The 17,299-nt window shown below is 56.8% G+C and carries 13 protein-coding genes; 3 read left to right on the forward strand and 10 right to left on the reverse strand.

The features are described from left to right. Positions 1 to 128: 128 nt before the first annotated feature. From F384_RS14035 to purL, 3 genes are all read right to left on the reverse strand, one after another. On the reverse strand, positions 129 to 1,751 hold the full coding sequence (locus F384_RS14035) for a hypothetical protein (protein ID WP_046485131.1): 1,623 nt from the start codon (positions 1,749 to 1,751) through the stop codon (positions 129 to 131). Further along, entirely contained in the window at positions 1,741 to 4,758 is a 3,018-nt protein-coding gene (locus tag F384_RS14040; protein WP_046485134.1) for a WGR domain-containing protein, read from the reverse strand. The genes F384_RS14035 and F384_RS14040 overlap by 11 nt, the downstream gene beginning before the upstream one ends. A gap of 131 nt (positions 4,759 to 4,889) precedes the next feature. Beyond that, positions 4,890 to 8,777, reverse strand: a complete 3,888-nt coding sequence (gene purL / locus F384_RS14045; RefSeq protein ID WP_046485136.1) for a phosphoribosylformylglycinamidine synthase — start codon at positions 8,775 to 8,777, stop codon at positions 4,890 to 4,892. A gap of 256 nt (positions 8,778 to 9,033) precedes the next feature. On the opposite strand from purL, the gene mltF reads away from it, so the two are divergent. Then, on the forward strand, positions 9,034 to 10,584 hold the full coding sequence (mltF, locus tag F384_RS14050; RefSeq protein ID WP_046485138.1) for a membrane-bound lytic murein transglycosylase MltF: 1,551 nt from the start codon (positions 9,034 to 9,036) through the stop codon (positions 10,582 to 10,584). A gap of 15 nt (positions 10,585 to 10,599) precedes the next feature. Here the strand turns inward: mltF and tadA are convergent, their stop codons facing one another. From tadA to murQ, 4 genes are read right to left on the reverse strand one after another with little or no spacing between them, the layout of a single operon-like run. Continuing rightward, a complete protein-coding gene (tadA, locus tag F384_RS14055) occupies positions 10,600 to 11,097 on the reverse strand; it encodes a tRNA adenosine(34) deaminase TadA (protein WP_046485140.1) in 498 nt (165 codons plus the stop codon). A 49-nt stretch (positions 11,098 to 11,146) separates the two neighbouring features. Further along, positions 11,147 to 11,782, reverse strand: a complete 636-nt coding sequence (yfhb, locus tag F384_RS14060; RefSeq protein ID WP_046485142.1) for a phosphatidylglycerophosphatase C — start codon at positions 11,780 to 11,782, stop codon at positions 11,147 to 11,149. A gap of 3 nt (positions 11,783 to 11,785) precedes the next feature. Then, positions 11,786 to 13,150, reverse strand: a complete 1,365-nt coding sequence (locus tag F384_RS14065; RefSeq protein WP_046485144.1) for a PTS transporter subunit EIIC — start codon at positions 13,148 to 13,150, stop codon at positions 11,786 to 11,788. A gap of 2 nt (positions 13,151 to 13,152) precedes the next feature. Continuing rightward, a complete protein-coding gene (murQ, locus tag F384_RS14070; protein ID WP_046485146.1) occupies positions 13,153 to 14,055 on the reverse strand; it encodes an N-acetylmuramic acid 6-phosphate etherase in 903 nt (300 codons plus the stop codon). 116 nt (positions 14,056 to 14,171) lie between these two features. Between murQ and F384_RS14075 the strand changes: the two genes are divergently transcribed. Beyond that, on the forward strand, positions 14,172 to 15,020 hold the full coding sequence (locus F384_RS14075; protein ID WP_046485148.1) for a MurR/RpiR family transcriptional regulator: 849 nt from the start codon (positions 14,172 to 14,174) through the stop codon (positions 15,018 to 15,020). A gap of 55 nt (positions 15,021 to 15,075) precedes the next feature. Then, complete coding sequence (locus F384_RS14080; RefSeq protein WP_042999785.1) at positions 15,076 to 15,336, forward strand: YfhL family 4Fe-4S dicluster ferredoxin; 261 nt, start codon at positions 15,076 to 15,078, stop codon at positions 15,334 to 15,336. On the opposite strand, the gene acpS is transcribed toward F384_RS14080, so the two are convergent. Genes acpS through recO form a run of 3 tightly spaced genes read right to left on the reverse strand, consistent with a single transcriptional unit; the run spans position 15,333 to position 17,171 of the window. After that, positions 15,333 to 15,713 (reverse strand): holo-ACP synthase, encoded by a 381-nt coding sequence (gene acpS, locus F384_RS14085; protein WP_046485151.1) that lies wholly within the window; start codon positions 15,711 to 15,713, stop codon positions 15,333 to 15,335. The genes F384_RS14080 and acpS overlap by 4 nt on opposite strands. Next, positions 15,713 to 16,444, reverse strand: coding sequence for a pyridoxine 5'-phosphate synthase (pdxJ, locus tag F384_RS14090; RefSeq protein WP_046485153.1), 732 nt, complete (start codon positions 16,442 to 16,444; stop codon positions 15,713 to 15,715). Before pdxJ ends, acpS begins: the two co-directional genes overlap by 1 nt. A gap of 16 nt (positions 16,445 to 16,460) precedes the next feature. Continuing rightward, positions 16,461 to 17,171 (reverse strand): DNA repair protein RecO, encoded by a 711-nt coding sequence (recO, locus tag F384_RS14095; RefSeq protein ID WP_046498159.1) that lies wholly within the window; start codon positions 17,169 to 17,171, stop codon positions 16,461 to 16,463. Positions 17,172 to 17,299 lie beyond the last annotated feature (128 nt).

The following is a 17,299-nucleotide window of genomic DNA, read 5'->3' on the forward strand; positions in this document are numbered from 1 at the left end:
AGTGAAGATGACATCAGTGACGCGTGGGCAGTCATAAAACCTGAATGGCGATCCACCATCCGGGATGCAAGGTTTGCTTGCCACGCCGCTATTGAGGCTCAGTATATCAGCAGGGAATGTCCTTTTCATCATGCATTTATCCTTGCCGCCTGACGCAGCGCCAGCATATGTTCGCACGGTCCGCGGCGCAGACGGTTCTGATGGAAATAGTGGCAGTTGCACTCTCCTGCCATCAGCCGTTGGTCGCCGTCCAGCGTCAGCTTCACCGGATAGCGAATCGCATTGTCCAGCACCGAACCGGTCATTTCTGTGCCTGCTGCATTGCGCTGACAGTTGTCTACCGTCACCAGTCCGGCGTGGACAAAATTGAACGCTTTCTCCTCCCGTTCATGTCGGAATCGCAACTGCTCTAACGGGATCGGTTCACGACACAGCGCCCGGACACGCCAGACATCTTTATTCAGATCGTATAACACCTGCCCGTGTTGGCTGTACGCCGCCAGCGCCGCTTTCACCACGCTCTCCTCCAGTCGCAGGCTGACCGCCAGCGCGCGGGTGGAGACAAGATGACCGATGCTAAGCGCATGATAAACCCGCTCCAGAGTCATGGCATCGACGTCCTGACGCGGGGCAAGCAAATCAAAATTTCCCTGTTCTGACCAGTCATTAGCACTCCAACCGGAGAGGCCAAGGGTAAAACTCATCGCGCCTAAATCAGCAATCCAGAACGAAGGCATCCCATCGCCCAGCAGGCAAACATCAAACTTCTCTGCAACCGGGATCAACCGTTCAAGAATATGCAGTCGCCGCCGTCCCCAGATACGAATCGAACGCGGTTGCTCCCCCTGATACACCGAACGCGGACAGACCAGCGTTTCGTTCCACGGCTCGAAAACAATGTTAACGGGCTGCCCCGGAGTCAGCTCAAAACGCAGTGCTCGTGGTCCGCTGCGCTCTTTTTTTCGCCGCAGACGGTAGCAGATGTTGTGAAGATCCATCGGTTGCAGGCTAAACTTCACCATCGGCAATGTCATCGCTGAACTGACCTGTAAAAAACCGCGTACCCAACTATCCGGCAGATCGATTTTTTTCTCTTCGCACTCAATACCATCGGTCTGCACCGCAAAACCCTCCGGATCGATTTTTAACTGCGTAGGGCGGTAGTCGCGAATTTTTTGAAAGGCCTGATACAACCCTTCGGAATAGTCAATGTTGGTGGTGCCAAAAGCCTGATCGCTGATGTTGTCGAAAACATCGTAGTGACAGCTCAGCTTGCCATAACTTGATTCATCCTCAGAAAAGCACTCAAAGAAAACTTCATCGGGATGGACGGTGATCACCGGATCCAGCACGTACCAGGCATCAATATCTTTTTTAAACAGATAGTTAAAGTAAGCTCTCTGCGCCTGACGATAGGGGGCGAGGACGGTATCCGCCTCGCCATTCATTTTTTGCAACGCCTGGCGGATACTGCTAATTTCCTCCCGGATATGCCCTTTTTCAGCAATAAACTCCGCGAGAAGACGCTGTTCCTCTCCTGCCAGCCAGTTCAGGTATTCGGTGCGGTCTTTAGGTTGAAAACGCAGGTCAGAAATCACGACGTTATGCAGCGCAGAGATGGCTTCGCGAAATGCCAGCTTCTGCTTCAACTCGCCGACAAAAAACGCCGGCTGGCGCAGGCTATCTGGCGTAAACGTCAGCCCCTTATCGGAGACGCCACTCTTCCCCTGATAGCGATAGTTAACCTGCATGGCACGCTCCTTGTGCGGATGGGGCAACGATTTCAAGCGGTAAGTTGAGATGCGGATAGTGTTTTTGCAGTTGCAGCATCGCTTTTATCAGCGGCGCTTTGTCTTTTTGCACCACGGTTAAAGAGAGACGGGTCAACAACTCCCCCACCATTTCCAGAACCTGTGGGCTGATGGCAGCCTGCTGCGACAGAAATGCCAGCGTGCGATCTTTGGCGATACGGCCTCGATTAACCTGCGACAAAATCGCCAGGAAACACGGCTTCAGCGCCAGGATAACCTGCGGTTTTCCGGCAGCGTATTCCTGGAAAAAGTGCGTCACAAACGTCTGTACCGTCACCGACGGATGCTGGCTCAGCTTCAGCAAATAGGTTTCCCCTTGCTCACGCTGGAAGAAGATTTGCAACAGCTCACGTCCATATGCCTGTACATCCTCACGCTGGCTGTCACACAGGTTCACAATCAAATCCGGCGTCCAGGTTTGCGGCGGATAATGCTGGCGGAAATAGGCGAAACCAAATTCGCGTGTCTTCGGCCAGTCGCTTTCCAACAACTCCAGAGAGATGCCGCTTTGTTCTCGTGCTATATCAACATGCTGTTCAAACGCGGCCAGCGCATAGTCACGAAAACGATGATCCGGATGACTGGCCAGCACCACCCACTGTCTGACACTCAACTCCCTCGCAGGGCGGGCGCACAGGATCATGTACCCCAGCGATTGTGCCGCCAACGACCGGGCCTGAATCAGTCTCCAGAGCGTATCTTTATCCAGTATTTCCAGACATGCTTTCAGTTGTTGAGTGATGAATGTCAGCAACGCCTGATGTACACCGTCTTGCGCCTCTTTCTGGAACAACAATGGGAACAAGGCGGCAAAAACAGTCGGCGCATAATCCTGTGCCAACCGCCCTAAAAGCGTATAACACGCCTGCTGCTCTGCCGATTCACCACAACTTAATAACGCAACGAGCTGTGGGAGTTGCAGAAGTAACCTCTCCGGACTCTGTTTGCCCATCAGCGCAATCCCTGTTGCACGTATCGCCGCGATGGATGAATGATGGAGATGCGCGATCAGTTCCTGAGGAAGTTCCTCTGCGGTGAAGTGACTGCTGACCAGTAACTCCGCAGCCAGAAGTTGCACGCCAACATCCGGATGGTCAAACAACACACGTAACGAATCGAGCGTCAGTTGCAACATCATCAGGTTCAGATGGCTGGTGATACACACCGCCAGCCATTGCGCATGTTCTGTGGAAAAATGAGTGTGCGCGGCACTCAGCTGCGGGAACAATACCCTCGCCAGCGCGTCTGCCTGCATCGCCGTCAACGGTCGCTGGCTTAAGCGCCCACTCAGCCAACTGCGAATTTCCGCATCATCAGACAGTAGCAGCGCCGTGACCAGCGTCGCGTCATCGAGCAAAACACTCATGCTGTTAAGCTGAGTCAGCGCCAGAGTGCGCGCTGGCAAATACGGACTGCGTATCAGCGCCAGAAGCAACTCACCGCTCAGTGGACGTCCGGCCAGTAACGACAGGACAAACGCAGAAATCGCCGGAGAGGGCCGAACCAGCAGTTGCGCCAGGTGTTGATCCGTTAGCGCCCGGCAGAACGCGGTATTCTCTTGCAATGCCCGTAACGCAAAGGTACAGACAACGTCACTATCACTTTTCAGTAATAACGTCAGCAACGCGTCCGGTCGCTGATCCCACAACTGCGGGAAAGCCTCACCGCGAATCGTGTCTTCATCGTCAGCCAACCGGATCCACAGCGGCTTCTGACGGTGGCGTTGATAGTGTGGATTTTGCGCCCGCAGAATGGCGTTCCAGGCAAACAGATGCGCATCGGCCGCGTAGGTTCCACCGTAGATTTGTCTTTCGGGTAGCAACCCTGACTCGCAAAACTGCAACAGGACAGCGCAGGCCATATCCACATACCGCGTGTCGTTACGCGCGCCCAGGCGACGAAGCGCTCGCCAGCTACGACGGCGCAGGTAATTGCGTGTTTTTCGCGAATACGCCAGTCGGCTATCGGCACGCAGAAACTCGGCGCTGGGTTTGATGTAGCCAGCGCCATCCAGATACACACCGTCCCACCCTGCGTCGAAAAACTCACGCGTCGTGTCAAAGCGCCAGGCCAACAGGGCAAACATCGGTGCATCCAGGCGAAACTCCGCCATTTTGAACAGGTAGCGAACACCTTTGAAGAGAGTCGGTCGCAACGGTAAGGTCGTGAGCAGTCGCATCAGGCTTTGATGCAGAGGCGCACTGTCCAGCGCGACCAGATACAGCGTTTTCAGTAACCCACTGGCATCAGGATTTCGTTCGCTGACAAACTGGTTTAGCAGTGCATCCAGCGAGACGCTGTCATTGCGGGTAATTGCCGAGGCCAGTTCATTGGGTAATGTTGCGATCAATTGTTCTTTTTGCAGGGCTATCTCATCATCATCGCCAAGACGCAGCCACACCTCGTGTGCCAGGTTACGCAGCGGCAGCGATTCGCTGGTCAGGAAGCCCTTCACTGTTGCCTGGTTGCGGGCATCGCCAGCCCGCCCGAGGGTCCATAAGCGAACGTAGTTTTCCAGCCAGTGATGTTGCGGGTTAAGTCCTTTTTCCAGCCACGCTGCCAGAGCGACATCGGGTTGTTGCGGCAGTCGCCAGATGCAACGGGCGCGCTGTGTACTCTCTTTGAGTTCGTCGATTTGGCACAGCATTGCAGGTAACGAAAAAGACGAGGGAGAATGGCGGGATGACGACGTAGGGGAAGTGGCTTCGCGGTAGCCTTTGTTGGTTTTAGAGACAACAATACTGTTGAAGATGGCTTCCGCCTGAGCTAAATCAACCGGAGCGGGGGTTTTGGTCCCTTCCCGTAAGCGGCTGCCGCGTCGTCCATAGCGAAAATTAACCCAGTAACGGTCAATATCACCACTTTGTTGTTCACAAAGATCGACCTCGTAAACTTTGTCCGAGGTTCCTTGCATAAAAAACAATTTGGTCGATTTGACAAGCTTCATAACCCGTTCCCTTCCCTGTAAACGTTGGGAAGGATTGTACTAAAAATCGTCAGGTTTGTCCTTCAGATAAACATCGGGAGAAGCAACACGTCCGGACATAACCTGCCCGGACGTGGATTGAGTGAACCGTATTACCCCAACTGCTTGCGCGCGTTACGGAAGATACGCATCCACGGACCGTCCTCGCCCCAGTTTTCCGGGTGCCATGAGTTGCTGACGGTACGGAACACGCGTTCCGGGTGCGGCATCATAATGGTCACGCGACCATTTTGAGTGGTCACCGCGGTAATCCCGTTTGGCGAGCCGTTCGGGTTAGCCGGATAGGTTTCTGTGACGTTGCCGAAGTTATCGACAAAGCGCAGCGCAACCAGCCCTTTGCTTTCCAGTGCCGCCAGATGAGCCGCGTCGCGAACTTCAACACGCCCTTCCCCGTGCGAGACGGCGATAGGCATCATGGACCCGACCATTCCCTGCAACAGCAAAGACGGGCTCTGGGTCACTTCGACCAGGCTGAAGCGGGCTTCAAAGCGATCCGAATGGTTACGCACAAAGCGCGGCCACAGGTCGCTACCGGGGATCAGCTCGCGCAGGTTTGACATCATCTGGCAGCCGTTGCACACACCCAGCGCCAGCGTTTGTGGACGATGGAAGAAGGTTTCGAACTCATCGCGCACGCGGTTGTTGAACAGGATTGATTTCGCCCAGCCCTCACCTGCGCCCAGCACGTCACCGTAAGAGAAGCCGCCACAGGCCACCAGCGCCTGGAAGTTACCCAGACCGGTACGGCCACCGAGCAGATCGCTCATGTGCACGTCAATCGCGTCAAAGCCTGCACGCTGGAACGCCGCAGCCATTTCTACGTGGGAGTTCACCCCCTGCTCGCGCAGCACGGCGACTTTCGGACGTGCGCCGGTCGCAATGTAAGGCGCGGCGATATCTTCATTGATATCAAACGTCAGCTTCGCACTGAGGCCCGGATCGGCGTCGTTGGTTTTGGCGTCGTGCTCCTGATCGGCACACTCCGGGTTATCGCGCAGACGCTGCATCTGCCAGGTGGTTTCAGCCCACCAGATTCGCAATGTGGTGCGACTTTCGCTAAAGACGGCCTGACCGTCGGCTTCGATAACAAAACGGTCGCCCTCGACGGCCTGACCCAGGTAATGGATGCAATCGCCCAGACCGTGCTGCGCCAACAGCGCTTCCACCGCGTCGCGATCCGCTGCGCGAACCTGAATCACCGCGCCCAACTCTTCGTTAAACAGCGCCGCCAGACGATCGTCGCCCAGGGCCGCGATATCCGCCCGAACACCGCAGTGACCGGTAAAGGCCATTTCTGCCAACGTTACCAGCAGGCCGCCGTCGGAACGGTCGTGATAGGCCAGCAGTTTACGTTGCGCCACCAGCGCCTGCATCGCGTCGTAGAAGCCTTTCAGTTGCGCGACGTCACGCACATCTGCCGGTGTATCGCCGAGCTGACGGTAGACCTGCGCCAGCGCCGTGGCGCCCAGCGCGTTATGGCCACGCCCCAGGTCAATCAGCAGCAGCGCGTTCTCTTCGGTCGAAAGCTGCGGGGTGATGGTATGACGCACATCTTCCACGCGGGCAAAAGCGGAAATCACCAGCGACAGCGGCGAGGTCATTTCACGCTGTTCGTTGCCTTCCTGCCAGCGGGTTTTCATCGACATGGAGTCTTTGCCCACCGGAATGGTCAGACCCAGCGCCGGGCAGAGTTCTTCACCGACCGCTTTCACCGCTTCATACAGACCCGCATCTTCACCCGGGTGACCGGCTGCGGCCATCCAGTTGGCGGAAAGCTTAATACGTTTGATATCGCCAATCTGCGTTGCCGCGATGTTGGTCAGCGCTTCGCCGACCGCCAGGCGGGCAGAGGCGGAGAAGTCGAGCAACGCCACCGGCGCACGTTCACCGATCGACATCGCTTCGCCGTAGTAGCTGTCAAGGCTGGCGGTGGTTACCGCGCAGTTTGCCACCGGCACCTGCCACGGACCAACCATCTGATCGCGGGACACCATCCCGGTCACCGTACGGTCGCCAATGGTCACCAGGAAGGTTTTTTCTGCTACCGTCGGCAGATGCAGAACGCGTTTAACGGCATCGGCAATGGTGATATCAGCGCGGTTCAGCGCCTCGCCTTTCGCCTTCAGCGTCTGGACGTCGCGGGTCATCTTCGGCGTTTTGCCAAGCAGTACGTCAAGCGGCAGATCGATAGGCTGGTTGTCGAAGTGACGGTCATTTAGCGACAGATGCCGTTCTTCGGTCGCCTCGCCGATCACCGCATACGGCGCGCGCTCGCGCTTGCACAGCTCGTCGAATAATGGCAGTTGATCCGCCGCAACGGCCAGTACGTAGCGTTCCTGGGATTCGTTACACCAGATCTCCAGCGGGCTCATTCCTGGTTCATCGCTGAGGATGTCACGCAGTTCAAATTTACCACCGCGTCCGCCGTCGCTGACCAGTTCGGGCATGGCGTTCGACAGACCGCCCGCGCCGACGTCGTGGATAAACAGAATCGGGTTGGCATCGCCCAACTGCCAGCAGCGGTCGATGACTTCCTGGCAGCGACGTTCCATCTCCGGGTTATCACGCTGTACGGAGGCAAAATCGAGATCCGCGTCAGACTGGCCGGATGCCATAGAAGATGCCGCGCCGCCGCCCAGGCCGATATTCATCGCCGGGCCGCCGAGAACGATCAGCTTCGCCCCCACGACGATCTCGCCTTTCTGCACGTGATCGGCACGGATGTTACCGATCCCGCCCGCCAGCATGATTGGCTTGTGATAACCGCGCAGCTCTTCGCCGTTGTGGCTGTTGACTTTTTCTTCATACGTGCGGAAATAGCCGTTAAGCGCCGGACGACCAAATTCATTGTTAAACGCCGCGCCGCCCAGTGGGCCTTCAGTCATGATATCCAGCGCGGTCACAATCCGCTCCGGCTTGCCGAAGTCTTCTTCCCACGGCTGCTCAAAACCCGGAATGCGCAGGTTAGAGACGGAGAAACCGACCAGACCCGCTTTTGGCTTCGCGCCGCGTCCGGTTGCCCCTTCATCACGAATTTCGCCGCCAGAACCGGTCGCCGCACCCGGCCACGGGGAGATCGCCGTCGGGTGGTTATGGGTTTCCACCTTCATCAGGATATGCGCCGGCTCCTGGTGGAAGTCGTAGCGTCCGGTCGCGTGGTCGGCAAAGTAACGGCCCACTTCAGACCCTTCCATCACCGCCGCATTGTCTTTATAAGCGGAAAGCACGTGGTCCGGAGTGGTTTCAAAGGTATTTTTGATCATCTTGAACAGCGACTTCGGCTGTTGCTTACCATCGATGACCCAGTCGGCGTTGAAAATCTTGTGACGACAGTGCTCAGAGTTCGCCTGCGCAAACATGTAGAGTTCGATATCGTTCGGGTTGCGCCCCAGTCGGGTAAACGCGTCCTGCAGGTAATCAATTTCGTCGTCCGCCAGCGCCAGACCGAGACGCAGGTTAGCGTCAATCAGCGCCTGACGGCCTTCACCCAGCAGGTCAACGCTTGCAACCGGCGCGGGCTGATGGTGAGCAAACAGTTTTTCCGCATCGGCTAATGAAGAGAACACCGTCTCCATCATTCGATCGTGCAGTTCAGCGGCAACCTGCTGCCACTGTTCCGCGGTCAGCGTGGAGGCCTCAACATAATAAGCGACGCCGCGTTCCAGGCGATCAATCTGTTGCAGACCGCAGTTATGGGCGATGTCCGTCGCTTTGGAAGACCAGGGGGAGATGGTGCCAGGACGAGGCGTCACCAGCAGCAGTTTTCCTTCCGGGGTGTGGCTGCTCAGGCTGGGGCCGTATTTCAGCAGACGGGCAAGCTGCGCGTGCTCATCCTCGTTCAACGGGGCGTTCAGGTCAGCGAAATGGACGTACTCGGCGTAAATATTGCTTACCTGGAGGTTGGCAGCCTGAAAACGTGCCAGCAGTTTGTTAATACGGAATGCGGACAGTGCAGGCGAACCACGCAGAATTTCCATCATAAGTCTCTCGTCTTCTAAGCTTTCGGTGTGCCCAAGTGGGGAAACGGGCGTCATTATAAAGAATCTGGGCCGCCGACGAAACCGTTTGCGTCGAAATAAAATCACTCCGCCTTGTTGTCATACGATGCTATCGATCGCGCTAATTAGTTGCCAACTGGCGCAAGTTTAAGCAAAATGCCGCTCATTGATGAATAATCCTGGTCTTTCTATTCCTTTTCCCATCCTGAGGCAACGCACGGTTCAGAGAATTAACTAATTGAAAAAATTAAAGATTAATTATCTGTTCATCGGCATACTGACGCTGTTGCTGGCAGCGGCCCTCTGGCCCTCAATCCCCTGGTTTGGTAAAGCCGATAATCGAGTCGCCGCGATCCAGTCGCGGGGAGAGCTGCGCGTGAGCACCATTGAGTCGCCGCTCACCTGGACAAAACTTAACGGTAAGCCGTACGGGCTTGATTATGAGCTGGCGCAGCAGTTCGCCAGCTATCTGGGCGTAAAGCTGAAGATTACCGTACGCCAGAACATCAGCCAGTTGTTTGACGACCTCGATAATGGCGACGCCGACCTGCTGGCGGCCGGACTGGTCTACAACAGCGAACGGGTGAAAAACTATCAGGCGGGGCCCACCTACTATTCGGTATCCCAGCAACTGGTCTACAAAGTGGGCCAGTATCGTCCCCGCACGTTGGGCAGCGTGACGGAAAATCAGCTCACCATCACCCCAGGGCATGTGGTGGCGAACGATCTGCAAACCCTGAAGCAGACAAAATACCCGGAACTGAGCTGGCGGATAGACGAGAAAAAAGGCTCAACGGAACTGCTTGATGCGGTGATTGCCGGGCAACTGGATTACACCATCGCCGATTCTGTCGCCATCAGCCTGTACCAGCGCGTTCATCCCGAACTGGCCGTTGCGCTGGACGTTACCGACGAACAGCCGGTGACCTGGTTTAGTCCGTTGGATGATGACAACACGTTATCTGCCGCCCTGCTCGATTTCTTCAACGGCATGAATGAAGACGGCTCGCTGGCGCGTCTCGAAGAGAAGTATCTGGGGCACGGCGATGATTTTGACTATGTCGATACCCGCACCTTTCTGCGCGCGGTCGACGCCATGCTCCCCGACCTGAAACCGCTGTTTGAGAAATACGCCCAGGAAATTGACTGGCAGCTGCTTGCCGCCATTGCCTGGCAGGAATCGCACTGGGATGCGCAGGCCACATCGCCAACCGGCGTGCGCGGCATGATGATGCTCACCAAAAACACCGCGCAAAGTCTGGGTCTGACCGACAGGACCGATCCTGAGCAAAGCATCAGCGGTGGGGCGCGTTATTTACAGGACATGATGAGTAAAGTGCCGGACACCGTGCCGGAGAACGAGCGCATCTGGTTTGCGCTGGCGGCCTACAACATGGGTTATGCGCATATGCTTGATGCGCGGGCGCTGACGGCCAAAACGAAGGGCAACCCGGACAGTTGGGCTGACGTCAAACAGCGCCTGCCCTTGCTCAGTCAAAAACAGTATTACAGCAAGCTGACCTATGGCTATGCACGCGGACATGAGGCCTACGCCTATGTTGAGAACATCCGTAAGTATCAGATAAGCCTGCAGGGCTATTTGCAGGAAAAAGAAAAGCAACTGGCTGAAGAGATGAAACTGGCAGAGGAGTATCCGGTTGTCTCGCCGACAGAATTTGGCAAGCAGCGGCGACCGCTCGTCGCCTTCCTGTCGCAATCGTCGTCCGGCTATCTGACGCACTCTCCGTCGCTGCTGCGTTTACCGCAGAAGAAAGAAGAGAAAGAGTAAACAGGGCCGCAATGACTACTGACTTGCGGCTTTCTTCAACGCTTTGATCTCCTGACGGCGCATGCGGAAGAAATCGCTGAGCAGCGTCGCGCACTCCTCACGCAGTATCCCCTCAGTGACCTCAACGCGATGATTCATTCCCGGATGATGCAGAACATCCATCAGCGAACCGGCAGCGCCGGTTTTTGCATCGCGCGCGCCGAACACGACGTGGCGAATACGACTGTGCACCATCGCCCCCGCGCACATGACGCACGGTTCAAGGGTCACGTACAGCGTCGCATCAATCAGACGATAGTTTTGCAGGACCAGGCCGCCCTGGCGCAGCGCCATGATCTCCGCATGCGCGGTAGGATCGTGATGGCCAATCGGGCGGTTCCACCCCTCGCCAATCACGCGATTGTTGTGCACCAATACGGCGCCGACCGGGACTTCACGCTCATCCCAGGCGCGCTTCGCCAGCGTTAACGCATGACGCATCCAGTATTCGTGGCTAAATTCAACTTCTGACAAAGGGGGGTACTCCGGTAATCATAGCGGGCGCATTATACAATGCTTTCAACTATTCCAGTTGCTGAAGTTCTCCCCGAGGCGTAACGCGCCAGCGGTGCTGACAAAAATAGAGCAGCGGGTTGTCCTGATTACTGTCGCTGTAGCCGCTGTAAAGGCGCAGCGGGGTGCCGATTTTACGTTCAAGCTGCGCGACTTTTTCATGCCCCAGGCAGCGCAGGGTCAGCACCCAACCGCCGTATCCTCGCGTCATCTGACTGGCGATCAGATTCACGCGCGGCAGCCACGGCGTATCAACGTAGACCTGTTCCACCAGCGACTGCGGCGAGCCGGTGATAAGCCAGATATCGGCATCAGAACTGAGCAGGTAGGTGGTCAGGCGCTCCTGCACCTGAGGAAACGCCGTGACGTTCTGTCGAAACCAGCGGACAAAATCGGCCTGTCTGGCCTGCAGGCTGGCCTCGCTGTGACCGAAAGTACATCCCCACAGCAGCAGGCTCATCGGCCAGCGCGCGGCACGCCCTTTGATCAGTAATGCGCCAACGATAACCGGCAACAACGGCAGCACGAGTAGCGCATTCAGCGGCTGGCGACGCAACAGATAGCGCAGGAAACTGCCGAACATATCCTGCTGATGTAACGTACCATCCAAATCGAAAAAAACGACACGACGCGCGTGATTGGTCAAACCTTACTCCTCGGGATCGTTGAATCCTAACAGCCAGGTAAACAGGAACCCGGCTATGACTGCTACTAAATAGCCTAACAGATAGAACATCACTTTTCCGGCAACAATCGTTAACGCCAGCGGCAATCCGGAAATGCCGAAAGTGATAACGGTGGCGACCTTCCAGTAGCTGATCAGCGCCCCACCTACCGCGCCCCCCAGGCAGGCGCCAATAAACGGCTTGCCCAGCGGCAGCGTGACGCCAAAAATCAGCGGTTCGCCAATCCCGAGTAATCCCACCGGCAACGCGCCTTTAATCACTTTTTTCAGCCGCGCGTTACGGGTTTTCATCAGCACGGCAATCGCCGCCCCCACCTGCCCGACGCCCGCCATCGCCAGAATCGGAAAGAGCGCGTTGTAGCCGTGAGCCTGTACCAGCTCGACGTGAATGGGCACCAGCCCCTGATGCAGCCCCGTCAACACCAGTGGCAGAAATGTTCCCGCCAGCACCGCCCCCACCAGAAAGCCGCCGCGATCGATAGCCCAGGACGCGCCATGGGCTATCGATTCTGAAATCCAGCCGCCCAGCGGTTGCAGCGCCACAATCGCAATCGTACCGGTGATGATCGTCGTCAGCAGCGGATTGAGGATCAACTCCAGCGAGCCGGGCAATATCTCGCGGAACTTACGCTCTATCCAGCACATCAGCGCCACCACCAGCAGCACGGCGATAACCCCGCCGCGGCCTGGCTGCAACGCTTCGCCAAAGAGGGTAATTTGCGCCAGCTGCGGACTCGACAGGATACCCGCCATCACGCCGCCCATCGCCAGCGAACCGCCGAAGACTTTCGCCGTATTCACCCCCACGAGAATGTTCATGATGGCAAAGACCGCACTGCCGAAGATCCCCATCAGCCCCAGCATGTTGGGGTACTGGGTGGCGAAATCACCGACGATATCCGGGCGTTTGAGAATGTTAATGATGCCGGTGATTAAACCAGAGGCGATAAACGCCGGGATCAGGGGAATAAACACGTTCGCCAGCTTACGTAGCGCATCGCTCATAGGCGCTTTGTACTTCGCTTTCGCCTGCGATTTCGTGCGCTCAATGTCATCGCCGACCGGGCGTTCGCTCCCCTCCGTCAGTAGCGAACGCATGGCATCAACAACCTTAGCCGCCTTGCCGGGCCCGACGATAAGCTGATGCTGCGCCCCCTGCTTCACGTAGCCACTGACGCCGGGTAGCTGTTTCAGACGCGGGATATCCAACACCGTATCGTCCTTTACCTCCACCCTGACGCGCGTCATGCAATTTTCCAGACGCAGAATATTTTGTTCTCCGCCTATTCCCAGCAGAATGTCGCTGGCAAGGGTCGCCGTCTTATCCATAGTTACCTCGATGAGTCTGCTAACGCAGCCCGTAAAAATCCCTGATGGGCGGCCAGTTTTTCTCGCGCCGCATCGGCGTTGAGGCCACTCAGCGCCATAAGAATGGCCGGTTTTACGTCAAAATCGGTCTGCTTCAGCAACGTCTGTGCCTCTGCGCGCGCAATGCCAGTGGCTTCAACCACCATCCGGCACGCGCGGTCCATCAGCTTGATATTGGTGGCCTTCATATCCACCATCAGGTTCTGGTAAACCTTGCCAAACTTCACCATCGCCCCGGTGGAGATCATGTTGAGCACCAGCTTTTGCGCGGTGCCAGACTTCAAGCGCGTTGAGCCGGTCAATGCTTCCGGCCCTACCACAGGAGAAATCGCGATGTCGGCTTCCCGGGCAATGGGCGAGTCGGGATTACAGGAGATAGCAACCGTGGTACAGCCCGTTTTACGGGCATATTTCAGTCCGCCGATGACATACGGCGTACGCCCTGAGGCCGCCAGTCCAACCACCAGATCCTGTGGCGCGAGGTTCAGGGCAATCAGATCGTCTTCACCGAGTTGCGCGTTGTCTTCTGCCCCTTCAACCGCTTTCAGTAATGCCCCCGGACCACCGGCAATCAGCCCCACCACCAGACCGTGAGGAACGCCAAACGTGGGGGGGCATTCAGACGCATCCAGCACGCCGAGTCGGCCGCTGGTCCCCGCGCCCATGTAGATAATCCGGCCACCGGATTTTAACGCTTCAGCCGCTGCATCGACGGCGCTCGCAACATCGGGCAATGTTGCTTTTACTGCTTCCGCTACCAGCGTATCCTGTTGATTAAAACGGTGAACCAGCTCCAGCGTCGACAGCGCATCGAGGTCCATTGTTTGCGGATTACGGGTTTCTGACACTAAAGCGCCGAGATTCATGTTTGCTCCTCAGGAATTTTTAATTCATATTAGCGGCCCATAATGGAATATAATATTCGTACAGGCGAGTGAAATTTCATTTTGTTGCCGCCATCACGTTTTCGCCAGGAGAGACCATGAACTGTTTGATTCGCATCCGCCAGCGCTACCCGGGGTTTGCGCAAAGCGATAAAAAACTCGCGGACTATCTTCTGATACAACCCGACGCCGCCCGCCACCTCAGCTCACAGCAGCTGGCGGCCGAAGCGGGCGTCAGCCAGTCGAGCGTGGTGAAGTTCGCGCAAAAGCTCGGCTATAAGGGATTCCCGGCGCTGAAACTGGCGATTAGCGAAGCGCTGGTCAGCAACCCGAACCCGCATTCCGTGCCGGTGCATAACCAGATCCGCGGCGACGATCCTCTGCGTCTGGTTGGCGAGAAACTGATCAAAGAGAATGTGGCGGCGATGCATGCCACGCTGGATGTCAACGACGAAGAGAAGTTGACCGAAAGCGTGACGATGCTACGCAACGCCCGCCGGATTGTGTTAACCGGGATTGGCGCATCCGGCCTGGTGGCGCAGAATTTTGCCTGGAAACTGATGAAGATCGGCCTGAACGCCATTGTTGAGCGCGACATGCATGCGCTGTTGGCCACGGTACAGGCGCTGACGCCGGACTCCCTGCTGGTGGCGATTTCCTACAGCGGCGAACGTCGGGAGCTGAATCTGGCAGCAGAGGAAACCTTGCGCGTCGGGGGGCAGATCCTGGCGATCACCGGGTTCACGCCCAATGCGCTCCAGCAGCGCGCCAGCCACTGTCTGTATACCATCGCGGAAGAACAGGCCACCCGCAGCGCGGCTATCTCATCAACCCACGCGCAAATGATGCTCACCGACCTGCTTTTTATGGCGCTGGTTCAGCAGGATCTGGAGCACGCGCCTGAACGTATTCGCCACAGCGAGGCGCTGGTAAAAAAACTGGTCTGAGCAAAGAATGCGCGTATAATGCCCGCCCGCTTTGTGTTGTTTTGAGAGTTTCCTGATGGCCCTGTTAATCACTAAAAAATGCATCAATTGCGATATGTGCGAACCCGAATGCCCGAATGAGGCCATTTCGATGGGTGACAGCATCTATGAGATTAACAGCGACAAGTGCACCGAGTGCGTCGGGCATTACGACACGCCCACCTGCCAGAAGGTGTGCCCGATCCCTAATACGATCCTTAAAGATCCGGCACATGTCGAAACAGAAGAACAACTCTGGGACAAATTTGTCCAGATGCACCACGCCGATAAAATCTAACTTTCGATAATGACCGTAGCGCAGGCATAGTGACGTTCATCGGCCAGCGTCACGTGCATATGCGCAACGCCCAGTTTCTCCGCCAGCGCGAGCGCCTCTCCCCATAATCGCAGGCGCGGTTTACCGAGCGCATCGTTAAAGACTTCAAACTGATTAAACGCCAGCCCGTTGCGGATACCGGTACCAAAGGCTTTCGCGGCGGCCTCTTTGACGGCAAAGCGTTTTGCCAGAAAACGCACCGGCTGCTGGTGCGTTTCCCAGATAGCCCATTCGTTAGCGCTAAGTACCCGTCTGGCAAGCCGGTCACCGGAGCGGGAGATCACCGCTTCAATACGCGCGATCTCCACGATATCGGTGCCTAACCCGAGAATGGCCATTAGCCGCGCGCTTCCAGCAACAGACGTTTCATTTCCGCTACAGCCTCTTTCAACCCGCTCATCACCGCGCGACCAATGATCGCATGACCGATGTTCAGCTCGTGCATTTCCGGCAGTGCGGCGATGGCTTTGACATTATGATAGGTCAGACCGTGGCCCGCATTGACCTTCAGCCCCAGGCTCGCAGCGAAGGTGGCGGCTTTCGCGATGCGCGCCAGTTCCTGCGCCTGTTCCGCATCGGTTTTCGCATCCGCGTAACAACCGGTATGAATTTCAATGTACGGCGCGCCCACGTCAGCAGCCGCCTTGATTTGCGTTTCATCGGCGTCAATGAACAGAGAGACGAGGATCCCGGCGTCAGCCAGACGTTTGCAGGCATCACGCATTTTGTCGCGCTGTCCGGCCACGTCCAGCCCGCCTTCCGTGGTCACTTCCTGGCGCTTTTCCGGCACCAGGCAACAGAAATGCGGTTTGGTTTCAACGGCAATCGCCAGCATCTCTTCCGTCACCGCCATTTCCAGATTCATACGCGTGTCCAGCGTCTGTCGCAGAATGCGGACATCGCGGTCGGTAATGTGGCGGCGATCTTCACGTAAATGGACGGTGATACCATCAGCACCCGCCTGCTCGGCAATGAATGCCGCCTGGACCGGATCCGGATACGCGGTGCCGCGCGCATTGCGTAACGTGGCAATGTGGTCAATGTTGACGCCTAACAGTAATTCAGCCATGACAATCCTCGTGATTTTATGTTCGCTTCGGCATGAACTGCCGGAATAATTCGCGGCTCTTTAAGGGCTTACCACCAAGATACGGCTTCAGCGCTATGCGGGTAAAGCGTTTCGCCGCGCGCAACGTATCAATATCCGGAAATTCGCGTTCTGCCAGCGCCCGCAGATGGCGTCCGGTAAAGGTACTGTTGTCGATAACGATGCTGGCAATAAAGCCTTTCTCCTCGCGGTAGCGGTAGGTCATGGTGTCATCCACCGGCTCGCCGCTGCCCGCACAGTGCAGGAAATCAACCCCATAACCGAGATGACCGAGCAGCGCCAGTTCAAAACGGCGCAGCACAGGCTCCGGCGTTCCCGTTGCCCCCGCCAGTGCCTGAATGCAGTGCAGGTAATCGAAGAAGAGTGCAGAAAAGCGGGTTTCGTGCTCCAGCACGCGAGCAAGCAGCTCATTGACGTACAGGCCGCTGTATAACGTGATACCGCTCAGAGGGAGTGCCAGAGAAACGGCTTCCGCGCTACGCAGCGTTTTGACTTCGCCACGTCCACCAAAGCGGACTAACAGGGGGGTAAAAGGCTGGAGAGCGCCTTTCAGATTAGAGCGTTTAGAACGTGCGCCTTTGGCTACAAGGCGCACACGACCCGACTCTTCCGTGAAGACGTCCAGCATCAGGCTGGTTTCGCTCCAGGGACGACTGTGCAGGACAAATGCGCGCTGCCAGCCCTCCATCATAATACTCGTCGTCTTTCAAGTTGCAGGTGCGTTGGCTGCGCCCGATCACCCCAGTCACTTGACTTCCGTAAGCCCCGGGGATTCGCGGTCTTGCCGCCTGCCTGCACCTCGAAAGCCATAGAGTA

It is taken from the genome of Citrobacter amalonaticus Y19 (genome assembly GCF_000981805.1).
GTDB classification, from domain to species: Bacteria; Pseudomonadota; Gammaproteobacteria; order Enterobacterales; family Enterobacteriaceae; genus Citrobacter_A; species Citrobacter_A amalonaticus_C.